This window comes from Salinispora oceanensis, assembly GCF_000383575.1.
Taxonomy (GTDB): Bacteria; Actinomycetota; Actinomycetes; order Mycobacteriales; family Micromonosporaceae; genus Micromonospora; species Micromonospora oceanensis.
This window is the reverse complement of the sequence record NZ_KB911579.1, coordinates 2,054,779-2,076,888: the sequence shown is the minus strand read 5'-3', so window position 1 is coordinate 2,076,888 and position 22,110 is coordinate 2,054,779. Positions and strand designations below refer to the sequence as shown.

Genomic DNA, 22,110 nt, shown 5'->3' with positions numbered 1-22,110 from the left:
AGGTGCACGACGGCGACGCGGATCTAGTGCAGGATGCACGTCATGAAGACGCAGACGACGGGTGGCACGGACAACGCCGCCGCGCCGGATCACCCGTCCCGCTCCGACGGCTTCGTTCGTGGTGTCTCCGGCCTGATCGGCGGCCCGTTGGGCGACCACGCCACCGCGCTGGACCGGCCGGCCGGCGGGGAGCGTCGGTTCTGGACCGCGGTCCGGATCGTCCTGGCCCTGGTCTGCCTGACGATGGCCCTGCACTGGGTGCAGAAGTCGCCCTGCCAGGACGGCGCCTGGACGAACAACGTCCAGTACACCCGCTTCTGCTACACCGACGTGCTCGCCCTCTACTACGCCGAAGGGCTCAATGAGGGCAAGGTCCCCTACCGGGACCACCCGGTGGAGTATCCGGTACTCACCGGCTACTTCATGGGTGCCCTCGGCCTGCCGGTGCACGCGCTCGGCAGCGCGGACCCCGGCCTGAACCAGGCCCAGTGGTTCTACAACCTGAACGCGCTCGTGCTCGGGGCGCTGGCGGTGGCCACCGTCGCGGTGATCCTGGCGCTACGGCGTCGACGACCCTGGGACGCGGCACTCTTCGCGCTCGCCCCCGCGCTGCTACTCACCGCCACCGTCAACTGGGACTTTCTCGCCATCGGACTGGCCGCCTTCGGCCTCTTCGCCTGGGCGCGCCGCAAACCCGTGCTGGCCGGCCTCCTGCTCGGCCTGGGCGGGGCCGCGAAGCTCTGGCCGCTCTTCCTCTTCTGGCCGATCCTGCTGCTGGCCATTCGAAGTAGCCGGCTGTGGGCCGCGCTCACCGCGATCGTTACGGGCGCAATGGCGCTGGTCCTGGTGAACCTCCCCGCCGCGCTGACCAACCCCACCAACTGGGGACGCTTCCTGGAGCTCAACACGGAACGGCCGATCGACTGGGGCACCCTCTGGTATATCGGCCGCTACCTCGACGGCAAGATCGGCGAGCCCGGCGCCGGCCCCTTCGAGTGGCTGAGCAACAACATTCCGGTGCTGAACAACCTGGCGTACGCGCTGTTCTTCCTGGCCTGCATCGGCATCGCCGTGCTGGCCCTGCGGGCCCCGCGCCGCCCGCGCCTCGCCCAGCTCGCCTTCCTCGTGGTCGCCGCCTTCCTGATCTTCAGCAAGGTCTGGTCGCAGCAGTTCGTGCTCTGGCTGCTGCCCCTCGTTGTGCTCGCCCGCCCCAAGTGGGGCGCCTTCCTGGCCTGGCAGCTCGCCGAGGTCGGCTACTTCCTGGCCTTCTACGGCGAGCTGCTGGGCACCTCCACCGGCACGCCGGTCTTTCCCGAGGGCGTCTTCGTGCTGGCCGCCGCGTTCCGGCTGACCACCGTCGTCGTGCTCTGCGTGCTGGTCATCCAGGAGATTCTCCGGCCGGAGCAGGACGCGGTACGGGCCACCTACCCCGACGATCCGGACGGCGGGGTCATCGACGGCGCACCGGACGCCCCCTGGGTGGCCAGACAGCGAGCGTCCACGGTTGTCTACCGCCTGTGACCGGATCTCGCGCCGGTCACAGGCGGTAGACGACCACGTCGCCGATCTCCTCCCGGGTGATGCCGAGCAGGTCACCCGGCTCGTCGATGCTGAACTCCCAGGGCGTGCCGGCCACCTGATCCCGGGGGATCAGTACGTTGCGAACGCCCAGGGTGCGCAGGTAGTCGACGCTGGCCTGGTCGGGGAACGTGACCGTTACCCGACGAACCTCCTCGAGCAGGGCCGGGGTGAAGCCGCTCCCACCGTTGACGATGTCCTGGAAGTGGGTGGTTGACCAGAGCATGACCGCCTGGTCATGGCCCTGGTCGCTCGGCAGCACGAGCAGCGGGCCGTCCACCGTGCGCATCGCCGCGGGCTGCACCGGGACGACCGGGTGCGGCGTGCGGTTCAGCCCCTCAACGGTCACCAGCAGCAGTGGCAGCAGCGTGGCCAACCGCAGCCACGGGCTCGGCCAAGAAGGGATCCGCGCGGCGGAGATCTTCCGGACCCGCCCGGCGAAGGCGCTCACCGCGCCGGCCGCGAGCAGCCCGAGCAGCAGCGTCGCCCAGAGCATCAGCCGGCCCGGCGTACGCAGGCCGTTCCAGCCGGGTAGGTGCTCGAAGAGCGGCACGAAGGTGTACTGCCCGTCGAAGAGTGCGGTGCCCATCGCCAGCACCATGCTGACCACGACCCCCGCCAGCAGCAGGAGCCGGTGCCGGACCCGCCACACCGAGAAGAAGAGGCCGCCCAGGGCGAGCGCGTAGAGGACGTACCCGGGCAGCAACGTCATCTCCGGCTGCCAGGGCAGCGTCGCCCGAGCCCCCTCGTGTAGGTCACCCCAGATCCGTGACTCGGCCGGCGCGGTGAGGAAGCCCCTCGCGGGTGGGGAGAACAAGGAGAGGTCGCCGGCGGTTCGCTCCGCCTGCGGATGCAGCTCGGCGACGGTGAAGTAGGGAAGCGCGAGGAGTACGCCGACCGCGGCGAAGATCAGCCCGCCGACCACGTCGGCGGTGAACAGCCGTCGACCGAAGGGGCGTCGCACCGGGCGGACGACCCAACGCCGCAGGAACCAGGTCACCGTGGCGACCAGTCCGATCCCGGCAAGGACGTACGCGAACGGCAACCCGATGCCGAAGCCGAGGCTCAGCTGCCAGGCGGCGACCAGCCAGCCGGCGTAGACCCAACCGACCCGTCGCTTCTCCGGTCGGTAGCCGTGCCGCAGCGACCAGCCGTGTCCTCGGGCGAGCATCGCCAGCGCCAGCGGGATACCACCGTTGGAGACGACGTGCAGGTGCCCGGCCTGGGCGAGCAGCCAGGGTGCGTACGTGTAGGTCACTCCGGCGACCGCGGCGCCGATCCGGCCCGAACCCAACTGCCGGGCCAGCGCGTACGCCCCGAACGTGGCGAGGGCGTGAGCCAGCACAAACATGATGTTGTATCGGAGCAGGGCCGCTTCGGGGCCGGTCCCGATCATCCCCGCTGGGGCGTACCCCAGCAGGGTGTCGGAGAAGGCGAAGCTCCACCGTTCCGGAAAGAACGCGTTGGAGTGCAGCAGCCGGCCCGGGTCCGTCAACAGCGCGTGCCCGGACCAGGCCATCTGCCACGCCTGCAGGCTCGGATCCCAGTAGTCCTGGGGCAGGGTGTAGCGCGGGTAGCGCAGCGTCGGCCAGGTCATCGCGACGGCCAGGGCCAGTGAGCCGAGCGCCGCGAGCGTCCACTCGTGCGCCAGAAACCGGCCGACGGCGCGGGTTGCCCGGCCGACACGGGTGGGCACCGGCGTCGGAGCGGGGCCGAAGGAGGCGAACGGGTCCCGCTTCTCCTCCTCGTCCTTCTGGCCCTCCTCGTCCTTCTGGCCCTCCTCGTCCTTCTCGCCCTTCTCGCCCTCCTGGCCCTTCTCGCCCTTCTCGGCGGTGCCGCCAGCAGCGGTCTGCGCCTTGGCGGTCTGGGTAGCCGTCTCCGCGGTGTCGGCGCTGGTCGTGGCAGAAGCGGTGTCGGCGCTGGCGGTGGTGCTCTCGGTAGTGGCGGTGTCGGCGTTGCCCGCGGCGGTGCTCCCGGTGCCGGCGGTTGTGGAGCCATCCTTGGGTGACCTGGCGTCACCCGGGTCGGTGTCGAGTTTGTCCATGTTGTTCGTGGGCTTTCGGTTGCCGGGGGTGCTGGCCGCCTCGGGATTCGGTGGCGGTGTGCTGTCGGAGCGTCCGGTGGTCATGCGGTCGGGGCTGGCACGCCGAGCTGCTCCCGGAGGAAGGTGATGTCGGCCGCCTGGCCGTCCGCCCCGCCGGGGGTCTCGACCACCACCGGGGCGCCCGCCGCGCGGATCACCGCCACCACCTGTTCCGGGTCGATCGTGCCGCCAGTCAGGTTGTCGTGTCGGTCCTGACCCGAGTTGAAGGCGCCCTTGGAGTTGTTGGCGTGAATCAGGTCGATCCGCCCGGTGATCGCCTTGATCCGGTCGACCAGCCCGAGCAATTCCTCACCGCCCGCGTAGGCGTGGCAGGTGTCCAGGCAGAAGCCCACCTCGTGGTCGCCGATCGTCTCCCAGAGCCGGGCGAGCGCGTCCAGCCGGCGGGCGCAGGCGTTCGTCCCGCCGGCGGTGTTCTCGATCAGCACCGGTACGCCGAAGCCCCCAGCTTCCGCCGCGTATGCGAAGGCCTTGCGCCAGTTGTCGAAACCGGTGGCGAGGTCGTCACCGGCGTTGACGTGGCCCCCGTGCACGATCAGGCCGCGGGCTCCGACAGCGGCGGCGGCTCGGGCGTGCGCGAGCAGGAGCTTGCGGCTGGGGATCCGGATCCGGTTGTTCAACGTGGCCAGGTTGATCACGTACGGCGCGTGCACGTAGAGATCCACCTCGGCGCTGCGTAGCCGGTCGGCGTCCGCCCGCGGCTTCGGTGCCTTCCAGCCCTGCGGGTCGGAGAGGAAGAACTGCACGGTGTCGGCGGCTCGTGCGGTCGCCTCCGCCAGTGGGTCGGACGAATCGACGTGGGCTCCGATACGCATGCGGGGAGCCTACGTCGAGTTCGCCGAGCGACGGTGACCGCAGTACGGCGACGCGCGTAACCGGAGCGGTCAAAGGTGCGTCACCGCAGCGATCAGTGGTCGTTGAACGAGGTGGGATGGACGGTTCTGTGGGCGTAGATTAGTAGATTGTCTGGGATTTACTGAATTCTCCGACAAGTCCTGCACATCAGGGATATGGTCGGGAAACAACATGAAGAAGCCCCGCGGGGTGTCGCCAGTCCAACCTCATCGGTGTGGTCGTTCCTCCCCAGGTCCCACCCAAGGAATGCGGACGCGACACCCCGCGGTCTCTGGTCACGGGGGGCCCAGCCACGACATCGACGTCCTGGCTGGGCCCCCCGTGAACCATGTCCGGCGGTCGTTCTACCGCCCCGGGCATGATCCTTCGGACCGGGTATCCTGGTCCGGTTGTCCACGTCCGGTCGGGTCCCCCCGTTCCGGAGTGGGCCACGACGCACGACCTCCTGCCACGGAAGTACCGTGGCCGCCTAGCCCATAGGAGGTGAGCACGTCTTGCGTCATTACGAGATCATGGTGATCCTCGACTCCAGCCTTGAGGAGCGCACCGTCGCCCCGTCGCTCGACACGTACCTGAACGTGATTCGGACCGCGGGTGGCTCGGTCGAGAAGACCGATGTGTGGGGCCGCCGGCGCCTCGCGTACGAGATTGACAAGAAGACCGAGGGGATCTACGCCGTCATCGACCTGCAGGCGACGCCTGCGGCGGTGGCCGAGCTAGACCGTCAGCTGCGGCTCAACGAGTCGGTGCTGCGTACCAAGGTTATTCGGCCGGAAGTGCGCTGAGGCGCACCCCGACCACCCGACCCCGACACCCCCGGATCAGCCTCGTCGGCATTGTCGGACGGCTCTGTCAGCCTGTTCGGCGAGACGATGAGTGCGCGAGGAGACGGTCATGGCAGGAGAAACCATCATCACGGTCATCGGTAATCTGACCGATGACCCCGAGTTGCGATTCACCCCCTCTGGTGCGGCGGTCGCCAAGTTCCGGGTCGCCTCGACGCCCCGGTTCTTCGACAAGTCGTCCAGCGAGTGGAAGGACGGCGAGCCGTTGTTCCTCTCGTGCACCGTGTGGCGGCAGGCCGCCGAGCACGTCGCGGAGTCGCTGCAGCGCGGCACCCGCGTGATCGTGTCCGGTCGGCTGCGGCAGCGGTCGTACGAGACCCGCGAGGGTGAGAAGCGCACGGTTATCGAGCTGGAGGTCGACGAGATCGGCCCGTCGCTGCGCTACGCCACGGCGAAGGTGCAGAAGATGTCCCGCTCGGGCGGTGGTGGTTTTGGCGGCGGTGGTGGCCAGGGCGGCGGAGGCAACTTCGACGACCCGTGGGCCTCGGCCGCTCCTGCTCCTGCTCCCTCGCGTGGCGGGTCCGGCGGTGGCAACTTCGACGAGGAGCCTCCGTTCTGATGGCGCCGAGCGCCCGCAATCGCAAACCAGGAGCAAGGTCAATGGCCAAGGCTGCGGCACTTCGCAAGCCGAAGAAGAAGGTGAACCCGCTTGATAAGGACGGGATCACCTATATCGATTACAAGGACACTGCGCTGCTGCGCAAGTTCATCTCCGACCGTGGCAAGATCCGTGCCCGGCGAGTGACTGGCGTGACCTCGCAGCAGCAGCGGCAGATCGCCCGCGCGGTCAAGAACGCCCGCGAGATGGCGCTCTTGCCGTACACGGCGACGGCTCGCTGAGAGGAGGCGCCGACATGAAGATCATCCTGACCCAGGAGGTATCCGGCCTCGGTGCCCCAGGGGACATCGTGGAGGTCAAGAACGGCTACGGCCGTAACTACCTGCTGCCGCAGGGCTTCGCGATCGCCTGGACCAAGGGCGCGGAGAAGCAGGTCACGTCCATCAAGCGGGCCCAGTCGGCCCGCGAGATTCGCGACCTCGGCCACGCCAACGAGGTCAAGGGCCAGCTCGAAGGGCTGAAGGTGGCCCTGAAGGCCCGCGCTGGCGAGGGCGGTCGGCTCTTCGGTTCGGTTACCGCCACCGAGATCGTCGCGGCCGTCAAGGCCGCTGGTGGCCCGACGCTGGACCGCCGTCGACTTGAGCTGCCCGGGCAGATCAAGTCGCTCGGCTCCTACCCGGTGCGGATCAAGCTGCACCCCGAGGTGACCGCCGCGTTCGACCTGAGTGTCGTTCAGGGCTGACACCCACCCGCACCACTGGTCGGGCCCGCGCCGAATTCGGCGCGGGCCCGATCTGTGGTGCGGCCCGAGGCTGGCCCGATCTGTATGCGGCCGGACCGCGGCGGTCCCCGCCGGGCCCCAGTTTCTTTTATCCACAGGGTGTGGATGCCATTTTTCGAGCTCAGGGCGGTATTGGAGGGAATCCTTCCACAGTTATCCACAGGCTGTGCACAAGCTGCGCACATGCCTGCCCGCTGCTTTCCACAGGTTGTCCCGAGACTCGTCCACCGCTGCTGTTGAGGCACCCACCTGGTCTTCCGTATGGTTGCCACCCGACCCGCCGCGCGATGGCCCCCGATCGCCCTGCGGGTGGAGAAGGCCGTGACTCCGCGGTGCAGCCAGGACGATGAGTTGACGGTGTGAAGGGGGAGCCGTGTCGGTCGCCGAAGAGATGCCAGCCGAACCGCGTGCTGGCGGGCCGACATCGGTGCCGGTGCAGCGGGACGGCCAGTTCGAGAAGACCCCACCGCAGGACATCGCCGCCGAGCAGTGCGTGCTGGGCGGGATGCTCCTCTCCAAGGACGCGATCGCCGACGTGGTGGAGATTCTCAAGAGCAACGACTTCTACCGACCCGTCCACGCCACCGTCTTCGACAAGATCCTCGAGATCTACGGCCGGGGCGAGCCCGCCGATTCGATCACGGTCGCGGCGGCCCTGGCCGACTCCGGCGACCTGGTCCGGATCGGGGGCGCACCGTACCTGCACACCCTGATCGCCAGCGTGCCCACGGCGGCCAACGCCGCCTACTACGCCCGGATCGTCAGCGAGCGGGCCGTGCTCCGGCGGCTGGTCGAGGCCGGCACCCGGATCGTGCAGCTCGGCTTCGGCACCGCCGCCAGCGGCAGTCGGGACGTGGATGACGTCGTCGACCTCGCCCAGCAGGCCGTCTACGACGTCACCGAGCGGCGGGTCAGCGAGGACTTCGCCATCCTCGCCGACATGCTCCAGCCCACGCTCGACGAGATCGAGGCGGTTGGCGCCCAGCACGGCATGATGACCGGCGTTCCCACCGGCTTCACCGACCTCGACCGCCTCCTCAACGGTCTGCAGGCGGGCCAGCTCATCATCGTCGCCGGGCGGCCCGGCCTCGGGAAGTCCACGGCGAGCATGGACTTCGCGCGGAACGCCGCGATTCGCGCCAACCAGGCTGCGGCGATCTTCTCGCTGGAGATGAGCAAGGTCGAGATCGTGATGCGACTTCTCTCGGCCGAGGCCCGGGTGCCCCTGCACGTGCTGCGAAGCGGTCAGCTCTCCGACGACGACTGGACGAAGCTCGCCCGCTGCATGGGTGAGATCAGCGAGGCGCCGCTCTTCGTGGACGACACGCCGAGCATGAACCTGATGGAGATCCGGGCCAAGGCGCGACGTCTCAAACAGCGACACGATCTGAAGCTCATCGTCGTCGACTATCTCCAGCTGATGACCTCGCCGAAGCGTACGGAGAGCCGGCAGCAGGAGGTCGCCGACCTGTCCCGTGGCCTCAAACTCCTCGCGAAGGAGGTCGAGTGCCCGGTCATCGCGGTCAGCCAGCTGAACCGTGGCCCCGAACAGCGGACCGACAAGCGGCCCCAGCTCTCCGACCTGCGGGAGTCCGGCTCCATCGAGCAGGACGCCGATGTCGTCATCCTGCTGCACCGCGACGACTACTACGACAAGGAGTCGCCGCGGGCGGGGGAGGCGGACTTCGTCGTGGCCAAGCACCGGAACGGGCCGACCGACACCGTGACGGTGGCCGCGCAGCTCCACCTGTCTCGCTTCGTGGACATGGCGATCGTGTGAGTGGACCGGGCGATCGGGTGCGCCCAGCCGGCTGACCGCCCAGCGTCCGGAATGACCGCCCAGCGTCCGGAAGGATCCCGGCCCGCGCTGCAGCGGTGGGGTCCTTCCGGACGTGCCGTACCGGTGTTCAGCCGAGCAGGTCGCCGAGGAAGCCCTTGTGCCGCTTCCGCCGGTAGTGCCCGTGGTAACCGTAGTGCTGACCGTGGCCGCCGTAGGCCGGGGCCGGCGCCGGCGGGTAGCCGTGCGCGGGCGGCGGTGGGGGCGGCACGGTGCCGTAGCCGGGCTGCGGGGGCGGCGGGTACCCGCCGGGCTGGTTGGGCTGGGCGGGCGCCGGAGCGGCCTGCTGCCGGTTCCAGTTAGCCTCCGCCTCGAACAGCTTCTCCAACTCGCCGCGGTCGAGGAAGATCCCCCGGCACTCGCTGCACTGATCGATGACGACGCCACTGCGCTCGTACTGGCGCATCTCGCCGTGACACTTGGGACAGGTGAGGCTCATCATCCGACCGTACCTGGTTGACCTAAGCGGTCGCGGTCAACGTGGCGGTCACTTCGTCGTCGGAGACCTCGTGGAAGTCGTCGTAGTAGGCGCTGACCGCGGTGAACTCGGTCGGGTGCTGCGGGCAGACAACCTGGTCGGCCTCGGCGGAGAGCAGCTCGTACGCCTCCTGCGAGCCGACCGGGGCAGCCGCCACCACCCGCCGGGCGCCGAGGTGGCGGGCGACCTGGACCGCGGTGCGGGCGGTGGCGCCGGTGGCGAGGCCGTCGTCAACGATCAGGGCGGTCCGGTTGGTGAGGTCCAGCGGCGGGCGGTCGGCCCGGTAGAGCTGCTCCCGGCGGTCCAGCTCGGCCCGCTCCTGGCGGTCCACGTCGGCGATTTCCGCCGGGCTGAGCCGGCTGGCGATCCGCTTGTTGAGCACCTGGGCCCCGCTGGGACCGATCGCGCCGAACGCGACCTCGGGCGCACCGGGAAGGCCGAGCTTGCGGACGGTGATCACGTCGAGCGGGGCCTCGAGCCGGCGGGCGATCACCTCGGCCACGGGCACTCCGCCGCGGACCAGACCAAGCACGATGACATCGGGTTCACCGACGAGCGCGGTGAGCCGATCGGCGAGCGCCCGACCCGCGTCGCCGCGGTCACGAAAGGTGGTCATCTCTCAGGTGTACGCCGTGCGAGCCGGCTCCGTGGCGGGTTGCTGGATTCCGGCGGGCGAGTGCGGGGGCCCAGATCAGGAAGGCCAGGGGGTAGAGCAGATAGCCGAACCGGCTGGCGGGCATGAGCAGGAGCGCGACGAGGAGCCCGTACCCGCAGATGAGCGACGCGGCAGCGGCCGTCCGCGGCGGGCGGCGGGTGAGCCGCAGGGCGAAGACCAGCCCGACGGCGAGCAGTAGCCCGCCGGCGAGTATCCGCCCGGCGGGCAGCCCGGTGGAGATCAGGTGGCCGGGGAGCGGAGACTGGGCCGGGCTGGTGACCAGGCCTTGGCCGAGCGGGAAGCGGAGCACGTTCTCGACCAGCGCGTCGGGGTCGATCAGCAGGACGGGCAGCAGGGCGAGGACCGGTAGCCCGAGGGCGCCGGCGAGGACCCGCCGGCCGGACGATCGGGTGGCGCCCCAGACGGCCAAGACCACCGCGACCGGCCAGGCGAAGAGTTTCAGCGCGGCGGCCAACCCCACGGCAGCTCCGGCCCGGCCCGGTTGACCGGCGGCGGCGAGGGTGAGCGCGAGCAGGCAGAGCGCGAGAACGGGCAGGTCGTCACCGCCGGTGGCGAGGGTGAGCGCGCTGACCGGCAGGATCGTGACGGCCTGTACGCCGCGCAGGATGCCGTCGCCGGGCCGGTGTGGGTCGCGGGCTCCGGCTCGCCAGAGCGTGCGCCCGGCGAGCGCGAGGATGACGACGGTGGCGAGCGCGAACCACACCCGGGCGTCAGTCAATGCGGTGTCGACGATGGCGCGGGGCAGACCGAACAGGGCCATGCCCGGTTGGTACGGGGTGTAGCCGAAGAGCTGCTCGCTGGTGGGGAGCGCGGCGATCGCCTCGCGGCTGAGATAGGGGGTGCCGGTCTCGATCAGCCGCCGCCCGGAGTCCTCAATGACGATCACCTCCTCCTGCGCCCGGTCGGTGCGTCCGAAGGCCCGTTCGACGCTCTGCCAGAGCACCGGCAGCAGCACGGTGGTGGCGGCGGCGAGCCCGGCGACCACCCAGCGGGTGGCGAGCCCGGTCAGCGGGGAGCCGGGGCGGCGCCGCCAGATCAGCAGTTGGGCGGCGACGGCGACGGCGGCGACGAGGTAGCCGGCGGTGGCGACGCTGCCCCACGCGCGGTGCGGGGCGATGGTGGAGGTCAGGGTGGTGACTGCGGCGAACCCGGCCGAGGCGGCGTAGAGGGTCAGGTCGACGGCGAGGCCACCGGCGGCGTTGTCCAGGGCGGGCCACCCGCGGCGTACCCCCGGAACGGCGCTGGTCACGCGGTCAGTTTTTCAGATCAACGGCGGCGGGTCAGGCGGGCTGGGAACGCCGCGGCGGTAGCCGGCCGACGGCCGGCGGGAAGGGGACGACCGTACCGAAACCCACCGGACGGCTCCGTGCTGGCAGCCGCTCCAACCGGCGGCTCGGGCTGGGCGCAGTGGTGACTAGACTCGCCGTCGTGACGGATTCCGCACAGCTCACCCACGTTGACGCGGCCGGCGCAGCCCGCATGGTTGACGTCTCCGCCAAGGCGGTGACCGGGCGGCTGGCCGTCGCCGCAGGCCGGCTCCGGACCACTCGCGAGGTCGTCGACCTCCTGCGCCGCGATGGGCTACCCAAGGGGGATGCGCTCGCCGTCGGCCGGCTCGCCGGGATCATGGGCGCGAAACGGACCCCGGACCTGATTCCGCTCTGCCACCCGATCGCCCTGCACGGGGTCGCCGTTGACCTGACCCTCACCGACGACACCGTCGAGATCACCGCGACCGCCCGGACGGCCGACCGTACCGGCGTCGAGATGGAGGCGCTCACCGCCGTCGCGGTCGCTGGCCTGGCCCTCGTCGACATGGTCAAGGCGGTCGACCCGGCGGCCACGGTGGACGCGGTCCGAGTCCTGCGCAAGGAGGGCGGGGCGACCGGTGAGTGGGTCCGCCCCGAGGACCGGCCGTGATCCGGGCGCGGGTAATCGTCGCCTCCAACCGGGCCTTCGCCGGTGTCTACCGGGACACCAGCGGCCCGCTGCTCGCCGCCGGCCTACGGGAGCTGGGCTGTGCGGTGGACGAGCCGGTCATCGTGGTCCCGGACGGAGACCCGGTCGCCGCGGCGCTGAGTGCCGCCGCCGCCGAGGGGGTGGATGTCGTGCTGACCAGTGGCGGCACCGGCATCAACCCGACGGACCGCACCCCGGAGGTGACCCGGGCGCTGCTCGACCACGAGATCCCGGGCATCGCGGAGGCCATCCGGGCGTACAGCCGGGACCGCGTGCCCACCGCGGTGCTGTCCCGGGGAGTCGCCGGTGTGCTGGGGCGGACGCTGGTGGTGAACCTCCCCGGCTCGACCGGGGGCGCCCGCGACGGGCTGGCCGTGCTCGGACCGATCCTCGCCCACGCTGTTGACCAGCTCCGTGGCGGGGACCACTGATCGGTTCGCGAACCAACGGGCACGTGGCTGCCCCGATACTCTCGTCGGGTGAGCATGGAAGCCGCAGCCGCCGACCCCGTCGCTCCGCCGCCCCCACCCGCGGGCTGGGAGGAGGCGCGTTCCCGGGCGTACGCGGTGGGTCGAGCTGCCGCGCTGCCGGTGGTGAGTCGGCCGCTCGTTGACCTGGACGGGCACACCCTGGCCGAGCCGTTGGCCACCCGGACCCCCTTACCGGCGTTCCGTACGACCAGCGTGGACGGCTGGGCGGTGCGTGGCGCTGGCCCGTGGCGGATCGTGGGTCGGGTCCTGGCCGGCGGGGTCCCGGCGCCGTTGACCGAGGACGGCACCACCGTCGAGATCGCCACCGGTGCGATGGTTCCCGACGGCGCCGCCGCGGTGCTGCGGGTGGAGGAGTCGAGCCGTACTCCGGACGGGTTGGTGGCCGGCACCCCGCGTCCGTCGCCCGAGTGGCGGCTGCCGGGGGAGGAGGCCGCCGCCGGAGAGGAGCTGTGCCCGGCCGGGACGCCCGTGGACCCGGCGGTGATCGGATTGGCCGCCTCCTGCGGACACGACACCCTGCGCGTACGGCGGCAGCCGCGGGCGGCGCTGCTGGTCTTCGGGGACGAACTGTTGACGGCCGGGCCACCCGGGGCGGGGCGGGTCCGGGACGCACTCGGTCCCGCCGTACCGGCGTGGCTGCGCCGGTACGGAAGTGCGGTGCGCCCCACCGACGTGGTCGGGCCGGTGGCGGACACCCTCTCGGCGCACGTGGCGGCGCTGCGCGACGCGCTCTCCCACGCCGACGTGGTCTGTACGACCGGCGGCACCATGCACGGCCCGGTGGACCACCTGCACCCCGCGCTCGAGGCGTTGGGGGCGGAATACGTGGTCAACACCGTCGCCGTTCGGCCCGGCTTCCCGATGCTGCTGGCCCGGGTGGTCGGCACCGACGGCCGGGTACGTTTCGTCGCCGGGCTGCCCGGTAACCCGCAGTCCGCGATTCTCGCCCTGGCGTCGCTGGTCGCACCGCTGCTGGCCGGCCTCGCCGGCCGCCCGATGCCGGAGCTCCCGCAGGCGGTGCTCGCCGAGCCGATCCCCGGGCGGGGCGCCTTCACCCACCTCGCGTTGGTCCGGCTGGATCGAGTCACCGGCACCGCCCATCCGCTCCGGCACGTCGGCTCGGCGATGCTGCGTGGCCTGGCCGGAGCCGACGGGTTCGCGGTGATCCACCCCGGTACGTCCGGCGAGCCGGGCGACCGGGTGTCGGTCGTGCCGCTGCCGTTGCTGCCCGGGGAGCGTGGGTCGTGACCGCCCCGACCGTGGCGTTCGGCGAGGTGACCGAGCGACCGCTGGATCTGGCCGCACACGAGGGCGCGGTGGCGGACCGGGCCGCTGGCGCGGTGGTGTCCTTCCAGGGCGTCGTCCGGGACCATGACCACGGCCGGGCGGTGGTCGCGCTGACCTACGAGGGGCACCCGAGCGCCGAGCGGGTGCTGCGCGAGGTCGCTGCCGAGATCGCCGCCGACCCCGAGGTGTACGCGGTGGCCGTCTCGCACCGGGTCGGTCCGCTGGAGATCGGCGAAGCGGCGCTGGTGGCGGCGGTCAGCACCGCCCACCGAGCCGCCGCGTTCGCCGCCTGTGCCCGATTGGTGGACGAGGTGAAGGCGCGGCTGCCGATCTGGAAGCGGCAGGTGTTCGCGGACGGCACCGAGGAGTGGGTGAACTGTCCCTGACGCCGTCCGCGGGCGAGGACCGCGGTCGTCGGCCGGTCGTCCGTCTTCGGCCAGCGATTGCCGGTCAGCGGCGGCTGGTCAGCGGCACGACCGGCCGGCCGGGACGTTCGCCGTAGAAGGCCGGCTCGGCCCCGGGGCGCCAGGGCAGCGCGGCGACCAGCACGATCAGCGCCAGGGCCAGCGAATTCTCCATCAGGGCGCCAAAGAGACCGTCCTGATAGTGCGACACCTCGGGCAGCTGGTGCTCGTACGGCCAGATCGGCGAGACGAGGAAGAGAAGATAGAGGGCCACGGCGGCGACCCCGTGTCGGAGCCCGGTCAGCGTCGGATACCAGATCGGGGGGCGCAGACCGTTCACTCCGGGTAGACCCTCCAGGCCGGCCCGGGCGGCGAGCGCCCGGCTGGCGTCCCGGCGTCGGACGGCGGCGTCGGCGAGCACGATGATCGCGGGGATCACCCAGACGAGATGGTGGGTCCAGGAGATCGGGCTGATCACACTGGTGGTGAGCCCGACCAGGGTGAACGCGGTCAGCTCGTCGCCGTCTGCCCGGGCGTTGGCGGCCCGGGACAGACCGAGCGCGAGCACCAGGATCGCGAACGTGAACCAGAGCAGCCCCGGGGTCTCGATCGAGTCGTGGAGGCGGGCGAGCAGGCCGGCGAGCGACTGATTGGGAGTCATGTCGGCGGCGCCGACCCGCTCGGTCTGCCAGAGCACCCCGCCGAAGTAGGCCCGGGACTCGGTGCCGACGACGGCGAACGACCCGATCGTCACGGCCAGGACGGTGCCGACGGCGGTGGTCGCCGCCCGCCACTGACGGGTGATCATGAGGTAGGCGACGAAGAGGGCGGGAGTCAGCTTCACCGCGGTGGCGAGGCCGATCCCGACGCCCGCCCAGGCGCCGCTGTAGACGAAGCGCAGCAGCGGCCCGTCGGTGGGGGCGACGTGGGTGCCTCGGCGGGATCGCCAGCGCAGACCGACCAGGTCAGCCATGATCAGTGCGAACAGCAGCAGGTTGACCTGCCCGTAGCCGAGGGTTTCCCGAGACGGCTCGAGGGCGGCGGCGAGTACCGTCGCGAGCGCCACCGCATACCACAGGGGATAGTTGAGCCGGTCGGCGATCGGGCGGAGCAGCGCGGCGAGGACCACGGCCAGCGCGGCGACGCTCGCCACCGCGTTTATCAACCCGGCCAGCCCGACCGGAAGATGCGCCATCGGGAGCATGGCGAGCCCGGCGAAGGGTGGGTAGGTGAACCCAAGGGTCGTGTCCGGCGCGATGAACTCGTATAGCTCGTGGCCGTTCGCCCACCATACCGCCGCGCCGTGATAGATCTTCATGTCGAAGAAGTTGTACGGTCGCCCGAACGCGCCGACGGCGAGCCAGGCGGCGTAGGCGACGACGGCCACGACTCCGATCCGGAGGACGGTCCTGCGATCGAGCCCCCGCGGGACGCGGCGAACCGGGGGGAGGCGACGCACCCGCCGACGGAGAGTCGTCGGCATTGAGTGGCCACCCCCGTACCAATTTCGTCCTAGCCGTCCTGGTCCGGTACGGAGCCTAGAACGGTCCCTCACGTTTTTCGCCTCCCGCGCTATGGGACCGTGTCCGATCCCACATTGGTTTTGACATTTCCACCGGTTTAACGCCGGGTGGCGGTACGTCGGATTCGCTGTTCCTCCGACGAAGTGCGACGGGAGGGGAATCGACGCAGGTCAGCCAGGGAAGCGTCGAGCCGTCGCTGCCGATCGTACGGCGATCCGGGCCTGGCGGCGGGCGGTACGGACAGCCCGGGTCGCCCGACGCTGGGAGTGCCCGAGCCGCTGACCGGCCCGCCAGCGCAGCCCCGGCTTTCCTTCGGTGTCCGCGGCAGCCAGTAGGAGCCCACCGAAGAGGCCGAGGTTCTTCAGGAAGTGGAGTTGGTTGTTGACCCGCACCGCCGGATCCGTGTTAGTCCAGAAGGGATGCCCGGCGATGGTACCCGGCACCAGGGTGCCGGCCAGAACCATCGCCGCCGGTCGGGTGAGTCGGCCGGTGGCGAGCAGTAGGCCGGCACCGAACTGGACGGCTCCGTTGGCGCGGATCAGGGTCTCGCTATCGGTGGGGACGCCCGGAGCAGCTCGTCGCAGCAGGGGTTCGACCCGGTCGGTCATCGGCTTGGCCGCGGGGGCGAGCCGGCCCGGTGCGGTGAGGCTACGGGCCCCCTCGACCACGAGGATGCCACTGAGCATTACTCGGGCGAGGGAGCGTACGGGTGTCATGGGTCAGTCATACCCCGTCGGAACCGTCGTCACCCTGGCAACCGACCGATCCGGATCGGTCGTCGCGGCCCGCCTGCCACGCCGAATCGCGGGACTGTCCCGGACGGGTCAGCGCCGGAGGGGTAACGTCCCCGGCGTGACCATCATGCGGCTACGGCCCGAGGAACCGGCAGATGCCGGTGCAGTTCGTCGGGTCCTCGCCGGCGCGTTCGCCCGTCCCGATATCACCACCCCGCCCGAGGTCGGCCTGGTAGACGAGCTGCGTGGCAGCGCGGAGTGGCTGCCGGCGCTGGCCATGGTGGCCGAGTACGGGGGTGAGGTAGTCGGCTACGCGCTGCTCACCCGGGTGCGGGTTCGTTCCGACCACGATGACGTGGCCGCGCTCGTCCTCGGGCCGGTGGCGGTCGCCCCGCACCGGCAGCGCATCGGGCTGGGCAGCGCGGTGGTGCAGGCGGCCCTGGACGCGGCCGCCGAGCAGGGTGAGCGCCTCGTGGTGGTGTTGGGTGATCCGGCCTTCTACCGGCGGTTCGGGTTCGGTCGGGCCGATCGGCTCGGCCTCACCAGCCCCTGGTCCGGGCTCGGCGAGCCCTGGCAGGCCCGGGTGTTGCCCTCGGTCGGCGGTGGCCCGGGACCGCCCGCTCCCGGCGAGGTGATCTTTCCGCCGCCGTGGTCGAAGGTGTGAGTCGACCGGAGAACGCGGCTGGCTCGGCCGGGCTCCGTCGGCTGGTGCGACCCAAGGCCTACGTCGGCTGGGTGCGGAGGTAACGGCCGAAGTGGGGCACCGTGAACGCCACCGTGCCGCGTTCGCCAGAGTAGATCAGACCCTTTTTGATCAGCGCGTCCCGAGCCGGGGAGAGGCTCGCGGGTTTGCGTCCCAGCGCGTGGGCGATCTCGGCGGTCGGCACGGCGGCGTCCATGTCATCCCCGGCGCCCTCGTCCGCACCGTCAACCAGGGAGCGGGTCGCCATCGCCCGCATGTATTCACGCTCGGCCGGAGTGGCTCGTTCGAACCGGGAACCGAAGAAGCCCACCGCCAGCTCGGCCTCGGCGTCCGGCGCCGCCACCAGGACATCGGCGGCGGTGATCGGTGAGCGGGGGGCGTGGTCCCAGGTCGTCTTCCCGTACGCCTGGATGAAGTAGGGATAGCCGCCGGACTTCTCGTAGAGCAGGTCCAGCGCCTTCTGCTCGTACTCGATCTCCTCGCGCGCGGCGGGCGCGCAGAGCGCCTGGTCGGCGGCGATCCGGTCGAGTCGATCGATGCGCTGGTAGCGAAAGAGCCGTTCGGAGTAGGACTTGGCTGCGCTGAGTACGGCCGGTAGGTGCGGCAGGCCGGCACCGACCACGATTAGTGGCGCGCCGAGTTGGGACAGCTCATGGCAGGCGGCGCAGAGCGCGGAGACCTCCTCCGGGGCGAGGTCCTGCATCTCGTCGATGAAGACGGCGATGCCGGTGCCGACGTCGGCGGCCACCGCGGCGGCGTCGGTCAGCAGCTCCACCAGGTCGATCTCGATGTCGCCGGAGTCGGCCCGCCCACTCGCGGCGGGGACATCGATGCCGGGTTGCCACCGGTCGCGTAGTCGGGGGGAGGCCCCGCCCCGACCGTTCGGGGCGGACCGTTGCGCGAAGGCCTTCAGGACACCGAGGAAAGCGTCGATGCGGTCCGGAGCGCGGTGCCGGGGGGTCAGCTCGCGCACGGCCATGTGGAGGGCGGCTGAGATCGGGCGGCGCAGCGACTGGTCTGGCCGGATTTCGATCTTGCCGCTGCCCCAGAGTCGGTTGATGGCCTGCGACCGCAGCGTATTGAGCAGCACGGTCTTGCCCACGCCGCGCAGCCCGGTGAGCATCAGGCTGCGCTCGGGTCGGCCGCGCGCGATCCGCTCCAGCACGATGTCGAAGACGTCCAGCTCGCGCCCCCGCCCGGCCAGCTCGGGCGGGCGTTGCCCGGCGCCCGGAGCGTAGGGATTGCGGATCGGATCCACGCATCGGAGAGTATCGGGCTGTCTAGCAATAGGGCTAGATCTCGGTAGATGGAGCTACCGGCGTGTCGCGCACTCCGGATCGCCGCCACCAAGGTCGCGGTCGAGGAGGGCGCGCTGCCCGACGGCGGGCGTCGAGTCAAATCTAGGCCAATCTAGCCCCTACGCTAGACAGCCTTAGGTTTGGAAATCAATCTCTTCGTCCGGTGCCTCGTCGCCTGTCGTCCCCGAGCTGCGGTGCTCAGCGTTGTTTCAGGCAGAGCACGAAGTCGAGGGTGTCCAGGTCACTGTCGAAGAAGAACCAGTTGGTGTAGCCACCGACGGCGGAGCACTTCGCCGCGGCGTCCTCCTCACCGGTGGTTGGTCCGTCAACGCGGAGCAGCACCTCGTACGTCTGCGGGCCACACTCGGTGATCAGCAGCTCCGGCTTGCCGTCGGCCGGCCCGTCGTTGCGGACGCACTGGCCGACCTCGACGAAGCGGGGGTTGGTTGAAGAGTCTGGGGCCGCGACGCTGGGCGTCGGGCTCGCCGACGTAGCTGGCCCGGCCGAGGAGACCGAGGCTGTGACGTCCGGGTCTGGGCCGGACCCCGACATCACCGGTGCGTCGTCACCGCCGGTGCGGAACCAGAGGACACCCGCCCCGGCCCCGAGAGCCAGGACCGCGACGATGGCGAGTACCGCGACCAGCGGTCCGCGGCGCCGAGGGGGGGACGGTCCGTCGCCGTGGCCGGCCGACGGTTCGTACTCCGGCATGCGCATCCTCCTGCGGGTGTGAGCGGCCGGGCACTCGGGATCCCGCCGCCGTTGCCATCGTGGTGTGGCGGGTGCGATTTCAGATCAGGCGGAGTTGGCGGTCCTTGGGGCGGCGGGACTCCGGTTCCCCGAGGCGTTCGAAGAGTCCCGGATCTATCGCGGACAAGAATGGCGAGGGCCGACAGTCGTACTCGGTGCCGTGCCGGAATCGCCGGGCGGCGTGGCTGAGGTAGAGCCGATCCTGTGCGCGGGTCACCCCCACAAAGAAGAGCCGTCGCTCCTCGGCGACCGCGTCGTCGTCCGGCTCGCTACCGGGCCAGCGCAGCGGCAACAGCCCGTCCTCGGCACCGACCAGGAAGACCACCGGGAACTCCAGCCCCTTGGCGGCGTGCAGAGTGAGCAGGGTGACCGCCTGCGCGCGGGGATCGAGCGCGTCCACCTCCGCCCCCGTCGCCAGCTGGGACAGGAACAGATCCAGGTCATCGCCGCAGCGTTGGGCCAGCGGGGTGAGCAGGTCGACCGCCACCCGTACGTCGGCTGGCCCGGCGCTGCCCGAGCCGTCGAGGGTGGGGGTGGCGAACCGTTCTGCGACCACCTGTCCGGCGAGCCGCACCCGAGCCGGCAGACCGCCGTCAACGCCGCCGGTGTGCCGCAGCTCCCGGGCGATGTCGGCGACGCCGGGGCGGTCGCGGAGCCGGTCATGAGAGCGTTTCTGCACCGGGATGTTCGCCCGGGACAGTGCGTCCACGATCGGTGCGGCCTGCGCGTCGGTGCGGTAAAGCACCGCGATGTCGGAGAACGAAAGCGTGGTCGTGGCGCCGTCGATCCGCCCCGAATCCAGCGAGCGGTGCGACAGCCCACCGACCAACTCGTCCACCGTACGGGCGACGAAGGTGGCCTCGTCGGCGACGGAGGTGGCCGCGTACCGGCCGAGCAGTGGGGCCTCCGGGTCGAGTCGGGCCGGGTCCAGCCGGCGGCCCCGGACCAGCGACGAGGGGGCGATCGCCTGTACCGCGGCGGCCAGAATCGGTGCCGACGAACGGTAGTTGCGGTTCAGCCGGACCAGCCGGGCATCCGTGAAGTCCTGCGAGAAGCGCAGGAAGTAGTGGACATCTGCCCCCCGGAAGGAGTAGATCGCCTGGTCCGGGTCACCGATCGCGCAGAGGTTCCCATCGGTGGGGCAGAGCAACCGGAGGAGCTCGTACTGCACCTCATCAACGTCCTGGTACTCGTCAACGAAGATCCACTGCCACCGTTCCCGACAGGAGTCGGCCAACCGTCGATCGGCTCGCAGCAGGGCCAGCGGCAGGGTGAGCAGCTCGTCAAGGTCGACCAGGTCCTGCTTGCGGAGCAGCGCCAGGTAGGTGTCGTCGTCGTCGCCGGCCTCGGCGCGGGCGGCGGCCCGGTCCGCGTCGTCGGCGATCCGGAAGTCCGCGGGCAGGCCGGCGGCCGCATGGTTCTCCCGCAGGAGCTGCAGGCCGACGGAGTGGAACGTGCCGACGGTGACGTCCTCGGCGACCGGCCCGAGCAGCCCGTCGAGTCGGTGCCGCAGCTCCTCCGCCGCGCGCCGGGTGAAGGTGATCGCCAGGCAGCGCTCCGGGAAGACGTTCAGCTCCGCGCAGAGGTACGCGATCCGGTGCGTCAGCGTACGGGTCTTGCCGGTGCCCGGGCCGGCCACGATCAGCAGCGGGCCGCCGGGCGCGGACGCCGCCACCCGCTGCATCGCGTCCAGCCGGTCGAGTAGGCCGGTGCCGACCTCCTCCATCCCGGACAGCATCGGCTCGAAGGGCTCGTGCGGCGAGGGGGGTGGCGCGATCGGCGGCGAGGGTGGGCTGACCCGCCTCGGCTCCGGCTTCGTCGCCGGGCGGCGGGCCTTCGGCTTCGGCGTCGGCTCCGCGGGTCGGCGCGGCGCCGGCACGGCGGGTACGTCGAAGAGCGTCTCCTGCGCCGCCGCGCCGCCGCCGGGGCGGAGTTCTTTCGGGTCGAAGAGGGTGATGACGCCGTACTCGCCATCGAACCCCGGCACCCGGCGGACCTCGCCCCGACGGAGCCGGCGGATGCCCTCGGCGAGGAGCTCGCCGCCGACCCGGTCGATCTCCGCGAGCGGTGTCCGGGTGAGGATCTCCAGCTCCGGACCGAGCGCGGCGATCAGGTCGTTGAGTTTGCCCGCGACCTTCTTGGATCGCGCTCCCACCGAATTGATCTCACCGAGGAGTTCGGCCAGTGGCACCAGGTGGGTGACGTCCGGGGCGTGCGCCGGCCGGTGCCCAGCGGGGCGGTCGGCCAACTCCTCCACCCGGCTGAGGACCCCGACGGTCAGCGGCTTGCCGCACTCCGGGCAGCGGCCGCCGGCCGCCCGGGTCTGCTCTGGTGCCCAGTTGACGCCACAGAGTCGGTGGCCGTCCGCGTGGTACTTCCCTTCTTCCGGGAAGAACTCGATCGTCCCGCCCAGGCCGTCGCCGGTCCGCAGCGCCTCCCGGATGGCGAAGTAGTCGCGGGCGGAGGTGAAGACGGTCGCCTCTCGGGCCAGCGCGGGCGGGGAGTGGGCATCGGAGTTCGACACCAGCTGGTAGCGGTCGAGGCTGCCGACCCGCCAGTTCATCTCCGGGTCGGAGGAGAGGCCGGTCTCCACCGCGAAGATGTGCTCGGCCAGGTCGGCGTAGCAGTCGGCGATCGCGTCGAAGCCAGACTTGGAGCCGAGGGCGGAGAACCACGGGGTCCAGATATGCGCCGGTACGAGGTAGCCGTCCGGGCTGGCCGTAAGGGTGATCTCCAGCAGGTCGCGGGAGTCCAGACCGAGGATCGGCCGTCCGTCCGAGCCGAGGTTGCCGATCCGCCCGAGCGCCGTGTTGAACCGGGCAACCGCCGCCAGGTCCGGTAGGTAGACCAGGTGGTGCACCTTGCGCGTCCGGTCGTCGCGTTTGTAGATCGTGGAGATCTCGACGCTGAGCATGAACCGTACCGGGGTCTTCTCCGCCTGGTCGGCGAGGCGTGGCGGCAGCTGGCGCGCGATCTCCCGCTCGGCCTCCGGAGCGAGCCGGTACAGGCCCGGCTCCGCCGGCTGCAGGGTCTCCCGGAGGTGGTCATACCAGGCGGGGTGGGTGAAATCACCGGTGCCGAGGACGGCGACGCCCTTACGCCGAGCCCACCAGGCGAGGTTCGGCAGAGTGAGATCACGGCTGCACGCCCGCGAGTACTTCGAGTGGATGTGCAGGTCCGCGACGAAGGATGGGAGGCCACCGGGGGGTGCGGCGTTGATCGGAGGCACGAGGCATCTTGCCATGAAGCCC

General features: G+C 71.0%; 21 protein-coding genes. 11 read left to right on the top strand and 10 right to left on the bottom strand.

The annotated features are described in order from the left end of the window. The first annotated feature begins 42 nt into the window (after positions 1-42). Positions 43-1,521, top strand: a complete 1,479-nt coding sequence (locus SALPAC4_RS0109715; RefSeq protein WP_027644834.1) for a glycosyltransferase family 87 protein — start codon at positions 43-45, stop codon at positions 1,519-1,521. A gap of 16 nt (positions 1,522-1,537) precedes the next feature. On the opposite strand, the gene SALPAC4_RS0109710 is transcribed toward SALPAC4_RS0109715, so the two are convergent. After that, positions 1,538-3,706, bottom strand: coding sequence for a hypothetical protein (locus SALPAC4_RS0109710; protein WP_019870165.1), 2,169 nt, complete (start codon positions 3,704-3,706; stop codon positions 1,538-1,540). Next, a complete protein-coding gene (locus SALPAC4_RS0109705; RefSeq protein WP_018745588.1) occupies positions 3,703-4,494 on the bottom strand; it encodes a deoxyribonuclease IV in 792 nt (263 codons plus the stop codon). Before SALPAC4_RS0109705 ends, SALPAC4_RS0109710 begins: the two co-directional genes overlap by 4 nt. 534 nt (positions 4,495-5,028) lie before the next feature. Here SALPAC4_RS0109705 and rpsF point away from each other — a divergent pair. From rpsF to dnaB, 5 genes are all read left to right on the top strand, one after another. Beyond that, positions 5,029-5,319: a 30S ribosomal protein S6 gene (gene rpsF, locus SALPAC4_RS0109700; RefSeq protein ID WP_012015748.1), complete on the top strand. Its 291-nt coding sequence runs from the start codon at positions 5,029-5,031 to the stop codon at positions 5,317-5,319. A gap of 91 nt (positions 5,320-5,410) precedes the next feature. Beyond that, on the top strand, positions 5,411-5,938 hold the full coding sequence (locus SALPAC4_RS0109695) for a single-stranded DNA-binding protein (protein WP_019870164.1): 528 nt from the start codon (positions 5,411-5,413) through the stop codon (positions 5,936-5,938). Between the two features lie 41 nt (positions 5,939-5,979). Beyond that, the gene (gene rpsR / locus SALPAC4_RS0109690) at positions 5,980-6,219 is read left to right on the top strand and encodes a 30S ribosomal protein S18 (RefSeq protein WP_007073789.1); all 240 of its coding nucleotides are present in this window, start codon (positions 5,980-5,982) and stop codon (positions 6,217-6,219) included. A 14-nt stretch (positions 6,220-6,233) separates the two neighbouring features. Further along, positions 6,234-6,680, top strand: coding sequence for a 50S ribosomal protein L9 (gene rplI / locus SALPAC4_RS0109685; RefSeq protein ID WP_018733075.1), 447 nt, complete (start codon positions 6,234-6,236; stop codon positions 6,678-6,680). Positions 6,681-7,092: 412 nt separating this feature from the next. Further along, the gene (dnaB, locus tag SALPAC4_RS0109680; RefSeq protein ID WP_019870163.1) at positions 7,093-8,499 is read left to right on the top strand and encodes a replicative DNA helicase; all 1,407 of its coding nucleotides are present in this window, start codon (positions 7,093-7,095) and stop codon (positions 8,497-8,499) included. Positions 8,500-8,626: 127 nt separating this feature from the next. Here the strand turns inward: dnaB and SALPAC4_RS0109675 are convergent, their stop codons facing one another. From SALPAC4_RS0109675 to SALPAC4_RS0109665, 3 genes are read right to left on the bottom strand one after another with little or no spacing between them, the layout of a single operon-like run. Next, positions 8,627-8,998, bottom strand: a complete 372-nt coding sequence (locus SALPAC4_RS0109675; RefSeq protein ID WP_019870162.1) for a TFIIB-type zinc ribbon-containing protein — start codon at positions 8,996-8,998, stop codon at positions 8,627-8,629. 19 nt (positions 8,999-9,017) lie between these two features. After that, the gene (locus SALPAC4_RS0109670) at positions 9,018-9,650 is read right to left on the bottom strand and encodes a phosphoribosyltransferase (protein ID WP_019870161.1); all 633 of its coding nucleotides are present in this window, start codon (positions 9,648-9,650) and stop codon (positions 9,018-9,020) included. Then, complete coding sequence (locus SALPAC4_RS0109665) at positions 9,634-10,959, bottom strand: glycosyltransferase 87 family protein (protein WP_019870160.1); 1,326 nt, start codon at positions 10,957-10,959, stop codon at positions 9,634-9,636. The genes SALPAC4_RS0109670 and SALPAC4_RS0109665 overlap by 17 nt, the downstream gene beginning before the upstream one ends. Before the next feature lie 179 nt (positions 10,960-11,138). On the opposite strand from SALPAC4_RS0109665, the gene moaC reads away from it, so the two are divergent. The 4 genes from moaC to SALPAC4_RS0109645 are packed head-to-tail and all read left to right on the top strand — an operon-like array spanning position 11,139 to position 13,833. After that, positions 11,139-11,630 carry a cyclic pyranopterin monophosphate synthase MoaC gene (gene moaC, locus SALPAC4_RS0109660; RefSeq protein ID WP_019870159.1) on the top strand — a complete coding sequence of 164 codons (492 nt, stop codon included), beginning with the start codon at positions 11,139-11,141 and terminating at the stop codon, positions 11,628-11,630. Next, on the top strand, positions 11,627-12,100 hold the full coding sequence (locus SALPAC4_RS0109655; protein ID WP_019870158.1) for a MogA/MoaB family molybdenum cofactor biosynthesis protein: 474 nt from the start codon (positions 11,627-11,629) through the stop codon (positions 12,098-12,100). The genes moaC and SALPAC4_RS0109655 overlap by 4 nt, the downstream gene beginning before the upstream one ends. 54 nt (positions 12,101-12,154) lie before the next feature. After that, positions 12,155-13,408 carry a molybdopterin molybdotransferase MoeA gene (locus tag SALPAC4_RS0109650; RefSeq protein WP_019870157.1) on the top strand — a complete coding sequence of 418 codons (1,254 nt, stop codon included), beginning with the start codon at positions 12,155-12,157 and terminating at the stop codon, positions 13,406-13,408. Then, the gene (locus tag SALPAC4_RS0109645; protein ID WP_018254968.1) at positions 13,405-13,833 is read left to right on the top strand and encodes a molybdenum cofactor biosynthesis protein MoaE; all 429 of its coding nucleotides are present in this window, start codon (positions 13,405-13,407) and stop codon (positions 13,831-13,833) included. Before SALPAC4_RS0109650 ends, SALPAC4_RS0109645 begins: the two co-directional genes overlap by 4 nt. A gap of 64 nt (positions 13,834-13,897) precedes the next feature. On the opposite strand, the gene SALPAC4_RS0109640 is transcribed toward SALPAC4_RS0109645, so the two are convergent. Both SALPAC4_RS0109640 and SALPAC4_RS0109635 read right to left on the bottom strand, forming a co-directional pair. Further along, positions 13,898-15,334 (bottom strand): glycosyltransferase 87 family protein, encoded by a 1,437-nt coding sequence (locus tag SALPAC4_RS0109640; RefSeq protein WP_027644833.1) that lies wholly within the window; start codon positions 15,332-15,334, stop codon positions 13,898-13,900. A 210-nt stretch (positions 15,335-15,544) separates the two neighbouring features. After that, on the bottom strand, positions 15,545-16,090 hold the full coding sequence (locus tag SALPAC4_RS0109635) for a DoxX family protein (RefSeq protein WP_027644832.1): 546 nt from the start codon (positions 16,088-16,090) through the stop codon (positions 15,545-15,547). Between the two features lie 145 nt (positions 16,091-16,235). Here SALPAC4_RS0109635 and SALPAC4_RS0109630 point away from each other — a divergent pair, with 145 nt between their 5' ends. Then, positions 16,236-16,772 (top strand): GNAT family N-acetyltransferase, encoded by a 537-nt coding sequence (locus tag SALPAC4_RS0109630; protein WP_033664357.1) that lies wholly within the window; start codon positions 16,236-16,238, stop codon positions 16,770-16,772. A gap of 58 nt (positions 16,773-16,830) precedes the next feature. Here SALPAC4_RS0109630 and SALPAC4_RS0109625 read toward each other — a convergent pair whose 3' ends face one another. The 3 genes from SALPAC4_RS0109625 to SALPAC4_RS0109615 all read right to left on the bottom strand — a co-directional run bounded on the left by SALPAC4_RS0109625 (position 16,831) and on the right by SALPAC4_RS0109615 (position 22,088). Then, the gene (locus tag SALPAC4_RS0109625; RefSeq protein WP_019870153.1) at positions 16,831-18,069 is read right to left on the bottom strand and encodes an ATP-binding protein; all 1,239 of its coding nucleotides are present in this window, start codon (positions 18,067-18,069) and stop codon (positions 16,831-16,833) included. Between the two features lie 238 nt (positions 18,070-18,307). Continuing rightward, the gene (locus tag SALPAC4_RS0109620; RefSeq protein WP_019870152.1) at positions 18,308-18,820 is read right to left on the bottom strand and encodes an LppU/SCO3897 family protein; all 513 of its coding nucleotides are present in this window, start codon (positions 18,818-18,820) and stop codon (positions 18,308-18,310) included. A 79-nt stretch (positions 18,821-18,899) separates the two neighbouring features. Then, entirely contained in the window at positions 18,900-22,088 is a 3,189-nt protein-coding gene (locus tag SALPAC4_RS0109615) for a UvrD-helicase domain-containing protein (RefSeq protein WP_019870151.1), read from the bottom strand. Positions 22,089-22,110: the final 22 nt, after the last annotated feature.

What these genes read in the sequence shown, in the direction of transcription:
- SALPAC4_RS0109715 (WP_027644834.1), top strand. Translation starts at nt 43, where the DNA reads ATGAAGACGCAGACGACGGGTGGCACGGACAACGCCGCCGCGCCGGAT.
- SALPAC4_RS0109710 (WP_019870165.1), bottom strand. Translation starts at nt 3,706, where the DNA reads ATGACCACCGGACGCTCCGACAGCACACCGCCACCGAATCCCGAGGCG.
- SALPAC4_RS0109705 (WP_018745588.1), bottom strand. Translation starts at nt 4,494, where the DNA reads ATGCGTATCGGAGCCCACGTCGATTCGTCCGACCCACTGGCGGAGGCG.
- rpsR (WP_007073789.1), top strand. Translation starts at nt 5,980, where the DNA reads ATGGCCAAGGCTGCGGCACTTCGCAAGCCGAAGAAGAAGGTGAACCCG.
- rplI (WP_018733075.1), top strand. Translation starts at nt 6,234, where the DNA reads ATGAAGATCATCCTGACCCAGGAGGTATCCGGCCTCGGTGCCCCAGGG.
- SALPAC4_RS0109675 (WP_019870162.1), bottom strand. Translation starts at nt 8,998, where the DNA reads ATGATGAGCCTCACCTGTCCCAAGTGTCACGGCGAGATGCGCCAGTAC.
- SALPAC4_RS0109670 (WP_019870161.1), bottom strand. Translation starts at nt 9,650, where the DNA reads ATGACCACCTTTCGTGACCGCGGCGACGCGGGTCGGGCGCTCGCCGAT.
- SALPAC4_RS0109650 (WP_019870157.1), top strand. Translation starts at nt 12,155, where the DNA reads ATGGAAGCCGCAGCCGCCGACCCCGTCGCTCCGCCGCCCCCACCCGCG.
- SALPAC4_RS0109640 (WP_027644833.1), bottom strand. Translation starts at nt 15,334, where the DNA reads ATGCCGACGACTCTCCGTCGGCGGGTGCGTCGCCTCCCCCCGGTTCGC.
- SALPAC4_RS0109635 (WP_027644832.1), bottom strand. Translation starts at nt 16,090, where the DNA reads ATGACACCCGTACGCTCCCTCGCCCGAGTAATGCTCAGTGGCATCCTC.
- SALPAC4_RS0109630 (WP_033664357.1), top strand. Translation starts at nt 16,236, where the DNA reads ATGCGGCTACGGCCCGAGGAACCGGCAGATGCCGGTGCAGTTCGTCGG.
- SALPAC4_RS0109620 (WP_019870152.1), bottom strand. Translation starts at nt 18,820, where the DNA reads ATGCCGGAGTACGAACCGTCGGCCGGCCACGGCGACGGACCGTCCCCC.